Annotated in this window: 19 protein-coding genes; 13 read left to right on the top strand and 6 right to left on the bottom strand. The window is 43.8% G+C overall.

Annotation, left to right across the window (positions count from 1 at the left end):
- Positions 1-22: 22 nt before the first annotated feature.
- Positions 23-1,327, top strand: a complete 1,305-nt coding sequence (locus ACJ751_RS30130) for a prolipoprotein diacylglyceryl transferase (protein ID WP_407749255.1) — start codon at positions 23-25, stop codon at positions 1,325-1,327.
- 81 nt (positions 1,328-1,408) lie between these two features.
- Here the strand turns inward: ACJ751_RS30130 and ACJ751_RS30125 are convergent, their stop codons facing one another.
- The gene (locus ACJ751_RS30125) at positions 1,409-1,894 is read right to left on the bottom strand and encodes a hypothetical protein (protein WP_407749254.1); all 486 of its coding nucleotides are present in this window, start codon (positions 1,892-1,894) and stop codon (positions 1,409-1,411) included.
- A gap of 422 nt (positions 1,895-2,316) precedes the next feature.
- Between ACJ751_RS30125 and ACJ751_RS30120 the strand changes: the two genes are divergently transcribed.
- The 8 genes from ACJ751_RS30120 to ACJ751_RS30085 all read left to right on the top strand — a co-directional run bounded on the left by ACJ751_RS30120 (position 2,317) and on the right by ACJ751_RS30085 (position 12,608).
- Positions 2,317-4,776: a TonB-dependent receptor domain-containing protein gene (locus ACJ751_RS30120; RefSeq protein WP_407749253.1), complete on the top strand. Its 2,460-nt coding sequence runs from the start codon at positions 2,317-2,319 to the stop codon at positions 4,774-4,776.
- Positions 4,777-5,094: 318 nt separating this feature from the next.
- Positions 5,095-5,163 (top strand): lipoprotein, encoded by a 69-nt coding sequence (locus ACJ751_RS30115; protein WP_407749265.1) that lies wholly within the window; start codon positions 5,095-5,097, stop codon positions 5,161-5,163.
- 408 nt (positions 5,164-5,571) lie between these two features.
- A complete protein-coding gene (locus ACJ751_RS30110; protein WP_407749252.1) occupies positions 5,572-8,061 on the top strand; it encodes a TonB-dependent receptor domain-containing protein in 2,490 nt (829 codons plus the stop codon).
- Positions 8,062-8,386: 325 nt separating this feature from the next.
- Positions 8,387-8,878, top strand: coding sequence for a YajQ family cyclic di-GMP-binding protein (locus ACJ751_RS30105; protein WP_407749251.1), 492 nt, complete (start codon positions 8,387-8,389; stop codon positions 8,876-8,878).
- Positions 8,879-9,392: 514 nt separating this feature from the next.
- Complete coding sequence (locus ACJ751_RS30100; protein ID WP_407749250.1) at positions 9,393-9,644, top strand: type B 50S ribosomal protein L31; 252 nt, start codon at positions 9,393-9,395, stop codon at positions 9,642-9,644.
- Between the two features lie 474 nt (positions 9,645-10,118).
- The gene (locus tag ACJ751_RS30095) at positions 10,119-11,186 is read left to right on the top strand and encodes a putative sugar nucleotidyl transferase (protein WP_407749249.1); all 1,068 of its coding nucleotides are present in this window, start codon (positions 10,119-10,121) and stop codon (positions 11,184-11,186) included.
- Positions 11,187-11,216: 30 nt separating this feature from the next.
- Positions 11,217-11,978, top strand: a complete 762-nt coding sequence (gene tpiA, locus ACJ751_RS30090) for a triose-phosphate isomerase (protein ID WP_407749248.1) — start codon at positions 11,217-11,219, stop codon at positions 11,976-11,978.
- Between the two features lie 195 nt (positions 11,979-12,173).
- The gene (locus tag ACJ751_RS30085; protein WP_407749247.1) at positions 12,174-12,608 is read left to right on the top strand and encodes a hemerythrin domain-containing protein; all 435 of its coding nucleotides are present in this window, start codon (positions 12,174-12,176) and stop codon (positions 12,606-12,608) included.
- A gap of 9 nt (positions 12,609-12,617) precedes the next feature.
- On the opposite strand, the gene ACJ751_RS30080 is transcribed toward ACJ751_RS30085, so the two are convergent.
- The gene (locus tag ACJ751_RS30080; protein ID WP_407749246.1) at positions 12,618-13,748 is read right to left on the bottom strand and encodes a glycosyltransferase family 4 protein; all 1,131 of its coding nucleotides are present in this window, start codon (positions 13,746-13,748) and stop codon (positions 12,618-12,620) included.
- Between the two features lie 100 nt (positions 13,749-13,848).
- Here ACJ751_RS30080 and ACJ751_RS30075 point away from each other — a divergent pair, with 100 nt between their 5' ends.
- From ACJ751_RS30075 to ACJ751_RS30065, 3 genes are read left to right on the top strand one after another with little or no spacing between them, the layout of a single operon-like run.
- Positions 13,849-14,700 (top strand): FkbM family methyltransferase, encoded by an 852-nt coding sequence (locus tag ACJ751_RS30075; protein ID WP_407749245.1) that lies wholly within the window; start codon positions 13,849-13,851, stop codon positions 14,698-14,700.
- Positions 14,701-14,714: 14 nt separating this feature from the next.
- Complete coding sequence (locus tag ACJ751_RS30070) at positions 14,715-15,233, top strand: lipopolysaccharide biosynthesis protein (RefSeq protein WP_407749244.1); 519 nt, start codon at positions 14,715-14,717, stop codon at positions 15,231-15,233.
- Between the two features lie 24 nt (positions 15,234-15,257).
- A complete protein-coding gene (locus tag ACJ751_RS30065; protein ID WP_407749243.1) occupies positions 15,258-16,070 on the top strand; it encodes a polysaccharide biosynthesis C-terminal domain-containing protein in 813 nt (270 codons plus the stop codon).
- Here ACJ751_RS30065 and ACJ751_RS30060 read toward each other — a convergent pair.
- The 3 genes from ACJ751_RS30060 to ACJ751_RS30050 form a co-directional block, all read right to left on the bottom strand.
- Positions 16,013-16,891 (bottom strand): hypothetical protein, encoded by an 879-nt coding sequence (locus tag ACJ751_RS30060; RefSeq protein ID WP_407749242.1) that lies wholly within the window; start codon positions 16,889-16,891, stop codon positions 16,013-16,015. The genes ACJ751_RS30065 and ACJ751_RS30060 overlap by 58 nt on opposite strands.
- Complete coding sequence (locus ACJ751_RS30055) at positions 16,876-17,376, bottom strand: hypothetical protein (RefSeq protein WP_407749241.1); 501 nt, start codon at positions 17,374-17,376, stop codon at positions 16,876-16,878. Before ACJ751_RS30055 ends, ACJ751_RS30060 begins: the two co-directional genes overlap by 16 nt.
- Positions 17,377-17,514: 138 nt before the next feature.
- Positions 17,515-17,769, bottom strand: a complete 255-nt coding sequence (locus ACJ751_RS30050) for an acyl-CoA-binding protein (RefSeq protein ID WP_407749240.1) — start codon at positions 17,767-17,769, stop codon at positions 17,515-17,517.
- A 254-nt stretch (positions 17,770-18,023) separates the two neighbouring features.
- On the opposite strand from ACJ751_RS30050, the gene ACJ751_RS30045 reads away from it, so the two are divergent.
- On the top strand, positions 18,024-18,482 hold the full coding sequence (locus tag ACJ751_RS30045; RefSeq protein WP_407749239.1) for a CBS domain-containing protein: 459 nt from the start codon (positions 18,024-18,026) through the stop codon (positions 18,480-18,482).
- A 126-nt stretch (positions 18,483-18,608) separates the two neighbouring features.
- On the opposite strand, the gene ACJ751_RS30040 is transcribed toward ACJ751_RS30045, so the two are convergent.
- A partial coding sequence (locus tag ACJ751_RS30040) for a sialate O-acetylesterase (protein ID WP_407749238.1) occupies positions 18,609-19,568 on the bottom strand: 960 nt, incomplete at its 5' end.

Below are 19,568 nucleotides of genomic sequence, written 5' to 3'. Positions count from 1 at the left end.
GATTAAAATCTATTCCTGATACATGTATCCAAACCTATATTACGCTTTTAAGGATATTTTTGGTGTTAACTGGAACGGACTTCGTTTTATTAATTCCTTTGGTTTTTTCGTAGCCCTGTCGTTTTTAGCTGCCGCCTACATTCTGACCATTGAATTAAAACGCAAGGAAAGAGCAGGTTTGTTAACAGGTCAGGATGTTAAAATGATTGTAGGCAAACCAGCCAGTGCCGGGGAGTTGTTGCTGAATTTCCTGTTAGGCTTTTTATTAGGATATAAGATCATCGGATTATTTATATCGGGTAAGGCCAGCGGCGACCCGCAACAATTCATTTTTTCATCAGAAGGCAATTGGCCGGTTGGTATAGCGCTGGGTATTTTGTTTGCCGGTTTAAAATGGTGGGAAAGACATAAACAAAAACTGGATAAACCTGAAGAGCGCACCATTCGCATTTGGCCGCACGATCGAGTAGGCGACCTGGTGATCTATGCCGCCCTGTTCGGATTTCTGGGCGCCAAAATTTTCCATAACCTCGAAAACTGGAACGACTTCGTAGCAAATCCGGTAGAGGCCTTATTATCATTTAGCGGGTTGACCTTCTACGGCGGTCTTATTTGTGCCGCTGTGGCTATCTGGTTCTACACCCGTAAGCATAAGATCAATTTCACGCTGTTGTGCGATGCTATTGCACCCGCCCTTATTCTGGCCTATTCCATTGGCCGAATTGGTTGCCAGGTGGCCGGTGATGGCGACTGGGGTGTTTTAAACAGCGCTTATGTAACCGAACCCGGACCAAAATCAAAAGTGGTGCTGGCCGATACCGCCACTTTTCAACGCACCTTACAGTCGAACAGTAATTTTTACTTAAGAAATTTCCAGGTTAATAATACTGCTGAAATTCCGCATATCAGCGTAAAGGCGCCGGGTTGGTTGCCTAACTGGCTGTTTGCGTATACCTATCCGCACAACGTAGTGAACGAAGGCGTTCGCATACCCGGTTGCACCGATGAGCAATACTGCAATCAATTGCCCATACCGGTATTTCCAACGCCCTTTTATGAAACGGTTTGTTCCTTTTTCCTTTTCCTGTTATTATGGTCGTTGCGAAAAAAGCTGAAAGCCCCAGGCACTTTGTTTGGCGTATACCTGATAGTAAACGGTATTGAACGTTTTCTGGTTGAACAAATCCGGGTTAACACCAAATACTCCATTTTTGGTTTTCACCCCACCCAGGCCGAGATCATTGCGGTTTTACTGGTGATCGGCGGCGGCGCGCTGTACTTTATCATGAAGAGGAAATACGAGACCGCGCTTGCGCAAAAAGCATAATAAAATAAATAGTAACGCATACATTAAAAGGCCCCCGACAATATTGCCGGGGGCCTTTTAGTTACGGTTTTCAGGTAATTTTTAATCGCTAAAACTGTACAGGTCTCCTTGTTTATTTCTGCACTCAACGAACATTTGCTTGGGTAAACCATCTTCGAAACTAATGCGGTTTACCACAGAAGGATCGCAAAGCCCGCCCGTGTTCTTATGATCGAACACCAGCTCATTGTTCACAATTTTTTTCGGAAGGTTGAAATCAGCGCCAAAAGCGTAGTTGCCTACATATTGGTTCTTGCTGTTGAACACCACTATTTTGTTGGTGGCTGCCGGGGAATTACCAAAGAAAACGGTAGAGGTCAGCACCTTAAAAATGCGGCCGTCATTGGTTTTGACCTTTCCCAGGTAGGTGAGCTCGGTTTGGTTGTACTGTCCTTTTTTTGAACGGTCAAAAACGTACTTCTTTCCAACCTTGTTGCGGGTCAATACGGTGTTCCAGTCCTTGTGAGGAGCTTTGTTGGGATCTCTGTATGCAAATGCAGATACAGAAAGGGTTAGGCATAAAGCCATGATTAGGTAACGATTGGTCATAGGGATACTCAATTTTAAAAGGGGTCCGTGAAAAATGTAACGGGCTGCAAGTTAAAAACGAAATCGGTCAAAATGCTGCAGGTTTCGATGTTCGTCATTCAATGTTCGATGTTCTTAACCTTTTCATCTATAATTCTTTATTTCATAATATACCGTTAGTACCCGAATTCCGCTTTTTCCCGCTAAGGGGTATCCGCTTAACCGACCTTGCTGCCATTCATCCCAAAACAACCTTCCCCTGTAACCCTGGACAAGCTTACGCGTCCTATTTACATGTCAATTATTTCCGAACATCCATGCAACTTGCCATTCACCACAAAAGCAGGTACTTTACATTGCATAGTACTTACTTTTGGACTGTAATCAATTAAGCAAAGTATTCAACCAACCAAAAAATAGTCATGAGAACGCCTATCAACCTGTTTATAATCATACTGTTAACAGTATCATTCGTAGGCAGGGCACAAAACACCATCACGTCAAAGCTTAAAGGGAAAGTATCAGCCACCAACCAAACAAGCCTGTCTGCCGCCACCATAACCTTATTAAAGGCGAAAGATTCCAGTGTAGTAAAAATGTCTGTGACCAATCAGGACGGACAGTATTCGTTCGAGAATCCGCCCAAAGGGCGGTACCTGGTAGCCGTATCGGCCGTTGGATATGAAAAACAATATTCCGCTCCTTTTACCATTTCCGCCGAAAACCCGGTTATTGAATTACCCGCCATTATGCTCAACCAACGTAATAACGATCTAAAAGCGGTGACCATCAGCGCCCGCAAACCCATGGTTGAACAAAAGATCGATCGTACGGTAGTGAATGTTGACGCCTTTATAAGCAACACCGGCGCCAACGCCCTGGAGGCGCTGGAAAAATCGCCCGGCATCCAGGTTGATAAAGACGGGAACATCAGCCTGAAAGGCAAACAAAATGTAATTGTTTTGATCGATGGCCGCCCGGCCTATCTCAGCGGCGCCGACCTGGCCAATATGCTAAAAGGCATGCAGGCCTCACAGCTGGAACAAATAGAGATCATGACCAACCCACCGGCCCGTTACGACGCTTCGGGCAATGCCGGCATCATTAACATTAAAACCAAAAAGAATAAGATAAAAGGCTTCAACGGCAACGTAAGCGCCGGCATAGGGCAGGGGGTATACTTTAAAACCAATGAAAGCATCAGCCTGAATTACCGCGATGGAAAAGTAAACCTGTTTAGTAGTTACAGCTACGGCTGGAATAAGAATTTTCAGCAATTGGACATCTTCCGCCGTTATAAGAATGACGATGGAACAACCAATGCCATTTTTGAACAGGTAGCCTACATGAAACGGTACAATACCAGCAATAACCTGAAACTGGGAATGGATTATTATGTAAATAACAAAACAACCCTGGGGATTGTACTGAGCGGCGTATACAATCCTGAAAAAAGCATGAACTCCAACACCAGCTATCTCGAAAACCCCGATTACGCAATAGATTCCATAGCCACCGCCAGCTCAAACATTCACGGCACCTGGAAGAATGCCAGCGTGAACCTGAATATGCGCCACCAGTTCGATACCACCGGCCGCGAACTCACAACCGACCTGGATTATATCGTATATGATAATGCGAACAATCAGCATTTCATCAATACCACGTTAGAACCAAACTGGATAAAACGTTATGAAGAACAATTACGGGGCGTACTGCCTGTAACAGTGAACATTTATTCTGCCAAAATGGATTACACCCATCCATTAAAGAACAACGCCAAATTTGAAGCCGGCTTAAAAACCAGTTATGTAAACACGGTTAACAAAGCCGACTACCACCTGTTGCAGGGCGACGAATGGGCAACCGATTACGGCAAAACAAATTATTTCAATTACAATGAAAACATCAATGCCGCTTATATAAGCTTCAATAAACAGCTTACAAAAAAATGGGGCCTTCAATCGGGTTTACGGTACGAAAACACCAATTACAAAGGGCACCAATATGGCAATCCAACAAAAGGCGACTCCTCATTTCAACGCACATACAACAGCTGGTTCCCGACTGTATATGTCAGTTACAATGCCTCTACAAACAACCAGTTTGGGATGTCCTTTGGCCGCCGTATCGACAGACCCGGTTATGCCAGTTTGAACCCATTCATGTTCTTTATTGATAAATACACCTATGAAGCAGGTAACCCTTACTTAAAACCACAGTATTCAAACAACGTTGAGCTTACCCATATCTTCAAAGGCAAGCTTACCACTACACTGAACTATAGTATTACCCGCAACCTGTTCAACGAAACATTCGATCAGTCGGGCTATGCCACAATTGTAAAAAGAAACAATATTGGAAAGCAGGAAAATTATGGAGTTTCGGTAAACGCCCAGATCCCGGTTACCAAATGGTTCACCAGTATGATCTATACCAACTATCGCTATACCCGTTACTCTGGCAAGTTGTACGGTGAAGACCTGAACGTGGCCGCAGGTACAATGTACTTTAACATCAACAACCAGTTTAATTTTAGCAAAGGATGGGGGGCAGAAGTGAGCGGCTGGTATTTGAGCAAAGGCGTGGAAGGACAAATACTGTTGAAGGCAATGGGACAGATGGCAGCCGGTATTTCAAAAACAGTGTTAAAAGGACAGGGCTCTGTTAAATTAAACGTACGCGACATCCTGTATACACAGGTACCGCATGGCGATATTAATTTTAAAGAAACCGAAGCACGTTTTAGAAACACGCGCGATACGCGGGTAGCAAACGTAACCTTTACTTACCGGTTTGGAAAACCCATTAAAAGCACCAATAACCAACGTAAAAAAGGAGGCGCAAGCGACGAACAAAACCGCGTTAATATGGGAAATTAACTAACAGATCTATCAGAATCCTTATCTCGTATATGATAACAGGTGATTAACAATTGCAACAGTACTTTCATTAAACCCACAGGCAAAAAGCAGGTCCTAATAACGAGCACGCGAACAGCAGGAAAAATTGAAGATTAAAAGGATTTTAGGAATAGAATTGGTTATAATGGCACAGTTTCTGAATTAGGAATAATAGCTGTTTGAAAAGAAGAAATAATCAAAAAGAGTATTTAGAATTTTTTAACAGTTGATAACGAAACCTTTTTTACCGTTCAAGCGTCTTATATACAGAGCGGCAATAAATAAACAGATTGGACAATGAGAAAGATAATACTAATAGCAATAGCACTTGTTTATCTGGCGGGATGTGGAATTTCTTATATGTAAAGAACAACTAATTAAGTAAATAAACTTTCTTCATAAATAGCAGTCATACAGTTTTTCTCATAAGCAGTTAGTTTTGGTTAACGAGGCCCCATTTCTATGGGGCCTTTACTTTTTACAGGGATTATAAAGCGCGACTGTAGAACATAAACCCCAAATACTGACCATGGTCAACTTTTAAACGTTTTCCTTGCTTTGCTACCGAGCTTTAGCGTAGGCAGGAACCTTCTGTCTTGTGCCTTTCTTTAGTAAGCCTTTCTTCCCTAATTTTCTCCGCTGGTGTATTGATACGGAATTTACTCCCCTTGTACAGGTATAAATACTGATTATCATTAACCGTTTTTTAATATCGCAAATACATTGCATCTTACACCAGAGATTCCACTGTTAAAACCTTCAACTAACCTGCACATGAAATTTAGATCGAGCTGGCTTTCGGGCTTGTTGTGTTTTGTTTGTTTTTCAGTGCATGCACAGACCAGATCTGGTAAAATAAGCGGGGTTATTACCGATGACAATGCCCAACCAGTAGAATCGGCCACTGCCTCCCTGCAGCGGGCCAAAGACTCTTCCCTTGTTAAAGTTGCTGTAACAGATAAATATGGTTTGTTTGAATTTGAGAACCTGCCCCAGGGCGAGTATTTCGTAATAGTTACCGCAGTAGGATTTGCAAAAACAAGCAGCAACCGGTTCACCCTTTCGTCATCAGCAGTCTATAAAACACCTTCTTTTCAATTAAAAAGATCAGAGGCCAAAGCGCTGGGCGCTGTAACGGTTACCGGTAAAAGGCCCCTGATTGAAAACAAGATCGATCGTATGGTGGTGAATGTAGAAGCAGCACCCACCAATGCCGGCGCCTCGGCCATGGAAGTGCTGGAAAAATCGCCCGGAGTAACCGTTAGTAATGAAGGCGAGATCAGTTTAAAAGGAAAACAGGGCGTGCGCATTCTGCTCGATGGCAAACCTACCTATTTATCGGCAGCCGACCTGGCCAATGTACTGAAGAACCTGCCGGCCTCGGCCCTTGACCAGATAGAGATCATGACCAACCCGCCGGCCCGTTACGAAGCCAGCGGCAATTCGGGCATTATCAATATCAAGACAAAGAAAAGTCTTTCCGAAGGACTGAACGGAAGTGTCACGCTGGGTGGCACCGTTAGTTTTTTTAAACGGAACGATGAATGGTTGTTCCCGTTAAAAACTACCAGCAGTATCAATATCAATTACCGTAAAGGAAAATGGAACCTGTTTGGGAATTACAATTTTAACTACCGCGAAGGAAATGGCTCCCTTGATCTTACCCGCCGGTTTTATGAAAAAGACGGCTCGTTGAATTCTACTTCCTTTACCTACACCGATTTTAATTTTCGCAATAACAACCATACCCTGAAACTGGGTTTCGATTACTATGCCGATAAAAAGAATGTCATAGGTATAGTAGTAACCGGGTTTGGATTTTTTGGCCGCCCATTGCCCATCAGCAATCAGGTCATCAGCCGACCGGATGGCAGCACAGAATCAGTACTGGCCTCGCACAACACCAACATAAATGATTTCTTTAATTACTCAGCCAATATAAACTACAAACACTCGTTCGATTCAAGCGGCCGCGAGCTTACGGTAGACCTGGATTATATGGGCTACTCCAACAGCGCCAAAAATACGCTGTACACGTCCATTTACGATGGCAATGGCGGCAACCTGGGCAACCTGACCTTATATGGAGACATTCCAGGGATCATAAACATTTATTCCATTAAAAGTGATTATGTGCATCCGCTCAAAAACAACCTGCGTTTTGACGCCGGGATCAAACTAAGCGATGTAAAGAACGATAACGAAGTAGATTACCAGCGCAATGACAACGGCACCTGGAAACCCGATGACCGCAGCAATCATTTTATTTATAAAGAAAATATTAACGCCGGTTATATAAGCCTGAACAAAAAGTGGAAGAAATGGAGCGCACAGGCCGGTTTACGAATCGAAAATACCATCGCCAAAGGAAACCAGGTCACCAATGACTCCAGCTTTACACGCAATTATACCAACCTGTTTCCCACGGGGTACGTTAATTACGACGTAAATAAAAATCATTCATTTACCCTGTCGTATGGCCGGCGCATTGAGCGGCCCAATTACCAGGACCTGAACCCGTTCATCTGGTTCCTGGATTCGTTACAGTACCGCCAGGGCAATCCATACCTGTTGCCACAATATTCAAACAACTTTGAATTAAGACATACACTCAATGGCAAGTTCACCACTACCATCAATTACACGGTAACTGACGATGTAATATCGCAGCTGTTAAAACAGAACACCGAAAAAAGGATCACTTACCTGACCACCGATAATGTGGCCCGGCTGAAGAATATTGGCCTGGCCATCAATGCGCCTTTTTCACCGGTAAAGGGTTGGAGCGTAAACCTGTTTGTAAATGTGTTTAACAACCGGTATGAAGGCATCTATTACAATTCTTACACCGGTAAAAACGATCCCATTAACATAAGCTATACATCGGCACTGGTAAATGTTAGTAATAACTTCAGCTTTAAAAAAGGGTGGAGTGCAGAACTGAGCGGCTGGTACCGCGGTAAAACAATTGAACAACTGACCATTGCCGACCCCATGTATTTTATGAGCCTGGGCGGGCAAAAGCTGGTAATGAAAGGGAAGGGCACGGTGCGACTGAACTTTCGTGATCCGTTTCACTGGCAGCAATTCAAGGGACGAACCTTATACAGCGATATAGATGTGAAAATACATAACCGGTGGGACAACAGGAACATTACCGCCACCTTCAGCTACCGTTTTGGCAAAAGCTCGGTAGCCCAGGCCCGCCGCCGAACCAGCGGCGTTACCGAAGAACAGAACCGGGCCGGCGGAAGCCAACAATAGGCAATGGACAATAGACAATACGCTATAAAAAACTTTGCCAATTGCAGATAGCCGCCTATTGCCAATTGACTTTCTTTCGTTTCATGTGCAACATACCAAGCCTGTCCAGTTTTGGGCGGGCTTTTTACCTCCCAACCCCTGAAGGGGGCGCGTCAATGGTGAATGGCCAATGGTGAATGCAACCCGAAATTTTGAGCTCCCGCTTTGGTTTCAAATCCCAAAATCGCGAGCTATTCACCATTCATCATTGACCATTCACGGCATTTCCCTACTTTCGTAGTTCGTTCCGTTAGTACGGCAACGCCCTTTTTTAAAAATTTACGCTATGCCTTCGTTTGACATTGTTAGCAAGGTGGATGCACAGGCACTGGACAATGCAGTGAATGTTACCACCAAGGAAATCACCAATCGCTTCGACTTTAAAGGTTCGCACGTGGAGATCAAACTCGACAAAAAAGAGTTCAAGATCAGCATTGAAACAGAAGACGACATGAAAATGCGTCAGCTGATAGATGTATTGATCAGTAGGGCCCACAAGCAGAACATTGCCCCCGAGGCGTTCGACCTGAGTAAAGAATCCTACCAAAGCGGCAAACTGACCAAACAGGAAATTTCGGTTCGCAACGGGTTGAAACAGGAAGATGCCAAAAAAGTGGTTAAACTTATCAAGGACTCCGGCCTGAAGGTACAGGCGTCTATTAATGACGATATGGTACGGGTAACCGGCAAAAAGATCGATGACCTGCAGGAAGTGATCGCCCTGTGCCGCGGCGCCGAGCTGGGCATTCCACTGCAGTATGAGAATATGCGGAGCTAGTTGGTGAATCGTAAATGGTGAATAGTTCGCGATTTTCGGGATCTCGAACTAAACGGGGAACCCGGCATTTCGGACGGCATTGACCATTGACCATTCACCATTCACCATGTGGATAAACACGTGCAAAACAGGTGTAAAACCTATGGCCGGGAATTTTGGAATTGAGATTATATAGTAAGTATCTTAGATACAGAAAATCGCAGTAGGCTAGTAAAATGGTTCAATGCGATTAGCGGAAAGCATTGGGTATACAGGTTATACGTGCACGTAGCAGGTATAAAATGGATCCGGTGCTTTCTTTTTTATTTCTTGCCTAAAAAATTTATTTTTACCTGCCGGTTTATTAATTTTCCTTTTTTCTTTAATAAATTATTAAAAAAGTCAGGAATAAAATTTAATTTGGCGGAGTTATATTGGAAGACTAATTTTGCGGCTTTGCTGCTAAAACCAGTATAACAATTACAATAACAGGGTATACCGCAAAATCGGTGTACAATTTAAAAATCAAAGAGTTATGAAAAAGGGAATTCACCCCGAGAATTATCGGTTAGTTGTTTTTAAAGATATGAGTAACGGTACCCAGTTCCTGAGCCGTTCAACTTCTCCCTCGAAAGAAACTGTGAAATGGGAAGATGGCAACGAATATCCCCTGCTCAAATTAGAAATTTCTAATACGTCTCACCCTTTCTTTACTGGTCAAAACGTACTGGTAGATACTGCGGGTAGAATTGATAAATTCAAGAAACGTTACGAAAAGAAAAAATAAAAAGCGTAATTTCAATACAAACATTTTTGTTTTTCATGGCTATACTTTCCCTTTCCTTGTCTAAGGAAGGGGATTTTTGTTTTATATCATGGCTGTAAATGGCAAGAGAGGTCACTGCTATGATGCAGTAAGCAAGAAACTCCATAAACGTCTGTCTGAACTGGGATAAATGGGATTCGTGGGATGGTTGGGATATTGATGGTTACTGTCCCCGCCTGTAGCCTAATGGTACAGGAATGGTAGTCTACTTGTAGTGGAATAGCCTATTTACTGTCCACGGCCCCTACGGATACACTCTGGAGCTATACTGCTCCATGAGTATATCCAGAGAATCCTCAGAGAGTGTTCAGAGAATGTCCTGAGAATACCCAGACAATCACCCTACAGTCTTACGTACATATCCCATCCATCCCAAACATCCCATGTCATCCCAGTTCAGATAAATGCCTTAAGTTTGGCCCAGAACCAAGCATTATGAACAAACGGGTCTTTCTTTCCGATAACGAAGTAGCAGATCATTTATATCCATTTACACAAACCCGCCACGTAGCCGATATCCGCATCGGCATTCTCACCATCCGGGAAAAATGGGAACGGCTGTTGCATCAACCAGTTTATTTATTGAAGAAAGATGAGCAGCCACCAGCTGATGCGGTGGTATTTGCCGCCAATATTGTTCCAACATGGGCCTTTATAGACTCGATGTACGATGGTAATGGCCTGCCAGAACCCGACCAGGAACCCGATTTCAGCCTGGTAAAGATCATTCAATATCCCTGGCATATCTTTCAATTTAACGACTGGGCCCTGCGCGAAGATTTTGCCTTACTGACCTTCAATCGCGTTTCTGAACCCATTCCTGATACCGTACAAGCCATTGACCCCACCAATATATTTATTGAACCAGGCGCCATTTTGAGCCATTGCATCCTGAACGCCTCAACCGGGCCTATTTACATTGGTAAGAACGCCGAAATACTGGAAGGTTCGCTGATAAGAGGGCCATTTTCGCTGGGCGAAGGCGCCCTGGTGAAAATGGGCTCTAAAATATACGGTGCCACTACCATTGGCCCGTATTGCATGGCCGGGGGCGAGATCAAGAACTCCATCATGTTCGCCTATTCCAACAAAGCCCACGACGGTTACCTGGGCGATTCAGTAATAGGCGAGTGGTGCAACCTGGGCGCCGGTACCTCCAATTCAAACATCAAGAATACCGCCAGCGAAGTGAATGTATGGCATCACCATAGCCGCGAATACCTGAAAGCCGGACTGAAATGCGGGTTGCTGATGGGTGATTATTCGCGGGCGGCCATCAATACCTCGTTCAATACCGGAACAGTGGTGGGCGTATGCGCAAACGTATTTGGCGAAGGCATGCCGCCAAAATTCATCCCCAATTTTACCTGGGGCAATAAGGGACTTAGCCTGTATGAATTTGAAAAAGCCCTGTCAGATATCCGCAACTGGAAAAAATTAAAAAATCAGGCGCTTACAGAAGCAGAAATAACTCAATTGAAACATATTTTTGGGCAATCATAAAAAAGCATTCACTAAAAAAGACGATTACATATGCGCAAACAAATTGCTGCGGCTAACTGGAAGATGAATTGTACCTACCAACAGGGTGAACAGTTACTCGATGAGATCCTTTCTGCCAACATTGAATTAAAAGCACACCAGCAAACCATTTTTGCTGTTCCGTTCCCATACCTCATTATGGCAAAAAGTGAAACCTCAGCCGAGAACAACTACTTCGTAGCTGCCCAGAATTGTTATAATAAAAAATCCGGCGCTTATACCGGTGAAGTATCAGTTGAAATGCTGCAATCGATCGGCATTCAATTTTGCGTGCTGGGCCATAGCGAACGCCGCGAATATTTCCAGGAATCAAATAAAATGCTGGCAGAAAAACTGGATCTGTGCCTGCAATACAATATCACCCCCATATTTTGCTGTGGTGAGCCGCTGAACATTCGCGAAGCCGGCACCCAGAACAGCTATGTTGAAACCCAGTTAAAGGAATCGCTGTTCCATTTATCAGATGCCGACATCAAACGCGTGGTGATCGCCTATGAACCAATTTGGGCAATTGGTACCGGCAAAACCGCTTCTTCTGAACAGGCACAGGAAATGCATGCCTATTTGCGCAGTGTGTTGGCCAAACAATATGGCGTAGCCACTGCCGATACCATTTCCATCTTATATGGAGGCAGCGTAAAAGCCAATAATGCCAAAGAACTGTTCAGCTGTCCGGATGTTGATGGCGGACTGGTTGGCGGCGCGTCGTTGAATGCAGGCGAGTTTGTTACTATCATCAATAGTTTAAAATAAAACAAAGCAAAGGGCAGAAGGCAAAGGCTGACAAAATTCAGTCTATTCCTTTTGCCCTTCGACTTCTGCTTTTTTTTGCCTGATTTCTATTTTCTCAAAATTTCTAATGCAAATTGACTGTTAAATTAATTTAACTTATCCCCAATGTCGGCGAATGGAGTGATCTTTGTTTAAGCAAAACGGGAGGACTTGTTTATGGAACATTCAAGGGCATTACAGGTATTATCCTGGCAGCACAAAGAAGATCGGCTTAAGTGCCGCGAATTTCTACGAGATATCCAGCAGCAACGCGATAAAACAAGCATCCGGCAACGGATCGTTCAATTCTGGAAAAACGAGCTGCAAAAGCATGTGGATGCGGAGGAGGCGATATTATTTCCTTTTTTGCTGAAGCATCAGTTTCCTTTCAACTTCATGAATATCTTAAAGCGCGAACACGAAACCATTCGCCTGCTGGCAGAACGGTTAAACCGCAATGATGAAGACTATTATTTATATAAGGCCTTTATTAAGCTGGTTGACCAACACAGTCATTTTGAAGATGAGTTCATTTTCAGAAAAATGGAAGAAGTCATTTCCCCACAGGAACTGAGTCAGCTTAATGTGTCAATGGCAGCCGTAGGCAAATAACGGTACGCGTTAGCTCACACCAAAAAGTGCAGGATTTCTTGCCCGTACTTTATCAATGGTATATTCCTTTGAATTGGCCAGCGCCTGCTGTTGCCAGGACATATAGTCATTTCTGTTCTCATAAAGCTTACTTAAAAACACGATCAGCTGGTTGTTCGATGAATACCGGTAACAACTACTTTCCAGGTTAGCCGGCATGCGTAAAGGCGCAGGCACAATAAATGGCCGGGCGTGCTTGATGCCATCGAATACATTACCCGACGATTTGGTACGTCCATACGTTTCGGGAATGGCAAAACAAATAGCCGTATCAATCACATCGGTAATCAGAATAAAATGCGCATTATTCAGCTGTTTGTCAAATTCATCCTGCGGCACCAGCGATGAGTCGTAAACAGTAAGCCTGGCATATTTTGTATTCAAAGTCTGGGCCTTTTGTACAATGGATCTGCCAAACTCGTCAACATAGCCGCCCAGCAACGTAATGTACAGGGGCAGCTGTTTTTCTTCAGCAGCTTTCACCAGGTCAAATACCTGGCTATAATCCCGCCGCTTTTTTTCCAGGGCGCCACAAACTACCAGGTGGATGTAATTATTTATGGTTAGAACCGTCTGTTCAATCCTGAATACTGAACCGGGCAGGTTGTGGATCGTTTTTTCATTCCTCGTTGCCTCGCGGATATTTTCAATCATGGCCTCGGAGATCACATTAAATTCTTTTATCCGTTTAATCAGGGCCTTTTTCCCGATATGATGCAGGGATTGCCGTAGCTTAATTGACCAGTGCGACCTGAACATACAATTGAGATCATGAACGGTGAGTACCACCCGGTGAATGCGTAATAACCCCAGCATCCAGGCATAAAGAAGGTGATTATTGCTGATGGTATTCACATAAAACAGGTCTAACTGATGCTTTTTAGCGGCTTTGTACAGCCGCCAGAAAAAAAGCAACCGGTTACGGGTTTTATCGATCACCACCCATTGAAACCTGTCAATATCCTCTTTAAACAATTCAACAAATCGATGGTACGTATAGGTATTGGTAAAAACTACTACTTGGTTGGCAGGCATGTCGAATAGCTGAATGATCGGATAAGCTCCTTCAAAATGCTCCATTTCCAAAATGCCTGTTTTCATATTACTGGCTAAAATCGTTTATTTAACCGATAATTTCCAAATTTTTAGGCAGTAAGTGGCCAAATGATATATTTGTGGGTTAATACCCAAGCGTATTATTATGATAGATGCTGGTTTAATTTACGATGTGGGCGCGCACTATGGTGACGATACCGCCTGGTACCTGGAACTCGGATACAGAGTGGTGGCCGTGGAAGTTAATCCTGAACTCGCAAAAGAATTGGAAACAAAGTTCAACACCGCCGTTAAGGACAAAAAACTGACTGTTGTTAATATTGCCATTACAGAAAAAGACAATGAAACGGTACCTTTTTACATAAGCCAGGTTGTATGCCGCAGTTCAGCGAAAAAAAATCTGGCAGAAAGGGATGGCAATCTTGCACAAACCATAAACATTGCCACCACCAGGTTGTCGACCCTGTTTGAAAAATACGGAACACCTTATTATTGTAAAATTGATATTGAAGGCAACGATGCCATTGCGATCAACAGTCTGGCGGGGAAATCAGCATGTCCTTCCTACATTTCCTGTGAACATGGTTACCATACCATAGCGGAAACATATAAAGATCGCGACCAGCTGTATGAAACACTAAACACCTTACGGGCCGCCGGCTATAACTCCTTCCAGCTAATTGACCAGGATAGCCTGTTACCACTAACCGGTGAAAAACATTATAGCCGCATACATACATTGCCCTCCCGGGTAATGACCAAACTGGAACGGATCACCGGATTGTATTCTTCCCGTTACAACAACCGGCATCGCCTCGCCAGGGAAAGAAAAATGCGATATGATTATTTAACAGCCCCCTTTGGTGAGATGCTACCCGATAATTGGGCCGACTATGAAACAACCCGGAAGTATATCGGGTTTCATTTCAATGACTATTATGTGCATACGCAAAACAAGCAATTAATATTTTGGGTTGATATTCATGCCCGGTCTTAACCCTATAAGTAAACATGAGCCTTTTACAGTCAATTTATGAGAAAATAATAAAAAGCAATCTGCAACAGGCAGACCGTAGCAGGCTCATTAAAGGCATTTTACATTCCTTTATCATTCAGGGAATTTCCATCTTACTGGTGTTTGCAGGTAATTACCTGCTGGTAAAATTCTTTGGCTCAGAAAAATACGGCGTGTATGTGCACGTTTTTAACTGGATCAGCATTTTGACCATGCTGGCCCTGAACGGACAGGACGATGTGGTATTAAGCCGCCTGCCTAAATACAAAGTACAGAATAACCTGAAGCAGGCGGGAGCGGTTATCAGGCATGCCAACATCCGCGTGGCGATGGGCGGTATCATTATCAGCGGGCTTTTCTTACTGCTTATTTATCTTTTTCCCATTCCAACCTTAAGTGAATACCGGTCGCAATTTTTAATTGCCGCCCTGGCTATTTATTTATCGGCTTTTTTAACCATTAACCAGATGGTTTTACAATCGTTAAATCACATCAGGCTAAGACAGGTGATCTAGCGCCTGTTAAAACCTTTTTTATTCATGGCCTTTATCGTTGCAGCCGGGTGGTTATCTATTTATATGGATGCAGGCAGGCTTATTGGCATCTCAGTGCTCAACCTGTTTATTTGTGCAGGGGTGCTGGCCTGGCTCATTGTACAAAAAACAAAACCCTATTTTAAAACCGGTGCTGAACGGTACCAGGGGGAGGGCTTGCGCACCCAAACATTTTATTTTTTGACCATCAGCCTGTTGAATTTACTGGTGAGCAAGATCGGCATGTTAATGCTGCCATTTTTTACAGCTGAAAAAAACATCGGCATCTTTAACATCAGCGCCCGGTTTTCCGATCTCATTATTTATCCATTTTTCCTTTTACATTCAGTATTGCCGCAAATGTTTGCGGTACACCATACCTCGGAACAATCGTACAAACAAAAATTGTATACCGAGTCAACTTATATCATCGGCATTACCTCTATACCCTTGTTATTGTTGAATGTATTTGCCGGTACCTGGTTGCTGGGATATTTTGGGGCAGAATTTACCGCTGGTTACCCCGCGCTTGTTTTAATGAGTGCCTCCAACGCGTTGTTTGCCTTATTTGGTCCGGCAAATACCATTTTAATGATGCAGGGAAAGGAAAAGTTAGCGGCCATTGCGCTGGTGGTGTATGTGGTGCTGCTAACCGTATTAAGCCGCCTGCTTATACCCATACAGGGCATAACCGGTGCAGCACTGGCCATGTTGCTCAGCAATGTTGTTTATAATATCCTGTTAACGGTTTATGCCAACCATCATACAGGTGTCATATCGCCCTTTTTCAAATTGCTGGCAAAACGGCGCGGTTCATAAAGCTTATGAAAATTTATAAGGGTAAGCGTCAGGACCATAAACTGAAAGAAATACGCATCGGCAATCAACCAGAAACCCAATGTGAGTAAGACTGACAAAACGAATAAATATTGATCGTATTTGCGGGTAAAAAAGCCAATGATAAACGCAGCCTCCATTATTATACCGGCGATGTACCCGGCATTTACCAGACCGGGATGTTGTAAGAGCCAGCGGTATAAGCCAGCCAGCCAGCTATCGGACTCGAAATATAGAACAGCAGCCGCATTCTTTTTCATGATCATCAGTCCCTGATCGGTGTGCAGCCAGGCCAGTCGGAAGAACTTCCATAAAAAAGCATCGGCCAGGGCAAACAGGAAGAAATACCGCAGGCCCTGCCATAGATAGTTAAACGATTTGTAATCGGTAACTGTGAAAGGAAGGGCAATGAGCAGGAACCCTATTTTATGATTGGTATGGTGCGCGCCAAACGTGTTGAAGGTGATAAAGTAAAAAAAGTACAGTACAATAAACGACCATATATACAGCCGTTTTTCCGGAGCCCAAAATGACAAACAACAGGCGGCAAAAAGGGCCAGGTCAAAAAAAAGAGCCACAAAAAAGTTACCGGTCAAAAACTCTGGGATACCCAGCCAGTGCATGCCCCAATAAGTAAGGTCTACATCAGGGAATTTGATAACGGGTCGCTGTAGCTGATGCAACAGGGTATCGGAAAAAAACGACCAGATGAGCGAAAGTCCGATCAGCAAAAATACGATCCGGGCTATACGCCTGCGTTCCCAGGGTGAGTAAAATACAATGTTGGTCAGTGTTTTTGCCATGTTGCAAACAGGTTAACGGAATCGGTTACCAGGTTTTGACTGGTGTAATGTGCATGTACCACCTCTACCCGCAATGAGTTCACTGGTATAACGGTTACCTGGTGCAGGTAACGGGCATACCAGTTTAAAAACTCCTGTTGTTGCGGCCCGGTATTGAACAACGACCGCTCAAACGGGCGAATGTTGTTGTAATGCGCGCGCAGTTTCGTTTGCAGAAAGGTGATGGTAGGGTCCTGGTTATTATTGTCTTTTATTTTTTTGAAATACGCCAGGGGCGAAGCCAGGTAAAAACGGGTATCCCCGTTGCTGTAATTGTATACATTAATAACGGTGTCGTCATTAATGGTTGTTTGTAAGATCTCAACATCCCGCACCGGCTTTTCTTTTTCAGAATACATTCCCCATACAAAAAATGGTGTCACTTCATCGCCCAGCAGGTTAGTAACTGCTGTTAAAACTGCAAAGGCCGCGATAATGTAACACAATTTTTTGTTGTGTTGCCAGACTCTATATAGGAAAGTTTTCTTCATTTAGGGTTCAAAGTCTTAAGTTCAAAGTTTTAGGTTTAAAGCTCAAAGCGCATAAATAGAGAACTTTGAACTTAAAACTATAAACTGAATAACTTATTTCAATTTTCCAACAAGATCAACATATTCCTGCATCGCAACCTCCTTTGGTTTACCCTTTAGGCTTTCCCAGGCGTTGAATTTGGCTTTGCCAACAAAATCAAAGGCATTGGCCGGCGGATCGATGTTTACATCGCCTTCGGTAGCCTGTTTATACAGGGAATATAATTGTAACAGTACATCGTTACCCGGTTTTTCGGTTAGGGTTTTGCTGCGGGCCGCGGCCTGGTCAAACAATTCCTGGATATTCATATGATTTGCGATATTTGATCAGTGCGAAAATAGGCGTTTTTTACCCACACCCGGCCCTCAAAAAAAACCAGGTCGCATCCCGATAAACCGAGGCCCATCCCGATAAACCGGGATGATTCGCTTCGCTCATCAGGACAGTTCATGAAAGCTCAACCTAATTAAGTAATAAATTTATCGCCAATATGCAGTACGGTACATGATTTATATCATGATCGTATAGAATAAAATACGAACTTTAAACAAATGTACATTTCATGAGAACGGTAGACGATCTTATCGCCAGTAAACCACGTCCGGAGAATATCATCAGGCCCGATGCTTTAGTGATTGATGCCCTGCATCAGCTTGAAGAGGTAAACCTGAGTTACCTTATCGTAATGGACGGGGATGTTTACAAAGGTGTTTTTTCAGAAAAAGATTACAGTCGTAATGTAGTTTTAAAAGGCCGCAGTAGTAAAGAGGCCCATGTACAGGAAGTAATGACCACGGATTTACCGGTGGTAGCTCCCGAAGAAACGGTGGAGCATTGTATGATCCTGATGATAAGAAGTAAAGCCCGCTACCTGGTGGCGATCGATGGGAAAAAGTTTATGGGAATAATCACTATTCACGATATTCTCAGAGAAGTATTGGCAAACCGGGAGGAAGTGTTTGACGATACATTAGCCGAAGAATTAATTAAAACGGCTGAAGGACGGGGACGCATTTATTAGTTCCCGGTTCAAAGTTTTAAGTTCAAAGTTTATTGCTAAACTAAAAAGTACTCAGGTAATTTGTTGCACAAACTACCTGAGTACTTTAAACTTTCAACTTTAAACTTTGAACTTTCAACTTTAAACCTACCAGCTATCGGTTCTAAAAGGATTCACCGGTAACCCTTCCTTCCCAGACAAATTACCCATCGCCGTATTGGTGAAGCCATAGCGCACCGCCACCGGCTCTTTCACCAGTTTATTCCATACCACCAGCTGGTTATTTTCAATTTTGGCCTCAGCAGGGTAGAACTGCTGATCGGCGCCCGCCACATATATTTCAGTGATCGTTTTTCCGGTACACATCAAACCTGTAGGCGCATTATCAAAACTGATATATGCTTTGCCCTTCTTTACTTCCATGCTTTTGTACATAGGGCTTTTATAGGCGAAACCTTCTTTTTTATAGGTATCGTGCAGGGCCCAGTTAGCCAGGCGGGCGCCCACATCGTGCTTATTTGTGGGGTGTATATTATTGGTATCGGCTACCAGGTCGGTAATAACCACCATGCCTGTTTGCGGATGCGACATCACCTTTGTTTGCTGTTCGCGCAGCAGGGCGCCAATAAGCGGGGTACCATATTTAAAAGGTGCGATCTGCACATAGTAAAAAGGGAATTCCTTGCCCCAGGCCTTGCGCCAGCTGTCGATCATGATAGTAAACAGTTTAGCATACGAAGCATTGGTTTCCGTATTACTTTCGCCCTGGTACCAGATGGCGCCCGCAATGTTATAATTAACGATCGGGTTTATCATGGCATTATAAGTGTAACCCGGTGTAATGGGCCAGCCGCCATTAGCCTTTAATTTGGCAGCGGCGCCTTTCAGTTCCGCATCGTTGTTCACCAGCGAATCGGGCGTCCATACTTCGGCAGGGGTGCCACCCCAGTTACTATTAATTAAACCAATGGGTACATTCAGGTCCTTATTTAATTTCTTCCCAAAGAAATACCCCACTGCGCTGAAGGTTTTCAGGGTGTTGCTATCGCACACGGTCCATTTGGCGGCGCAATCATCCTGCGGATTGGTAGCGGTGGTTTTGGGGAT

The sequence above is a fragment of the Niastella sp. genome (assembly GCF_045805085.1).
GTDB lineage: Bacteria > Bacteroidota > Bacteroidia > Chitinophagales > Chitinophagaceae > Niastella.
This window is presented reverse-complemented; position numbering and strand designations above follow the sequence as displayed.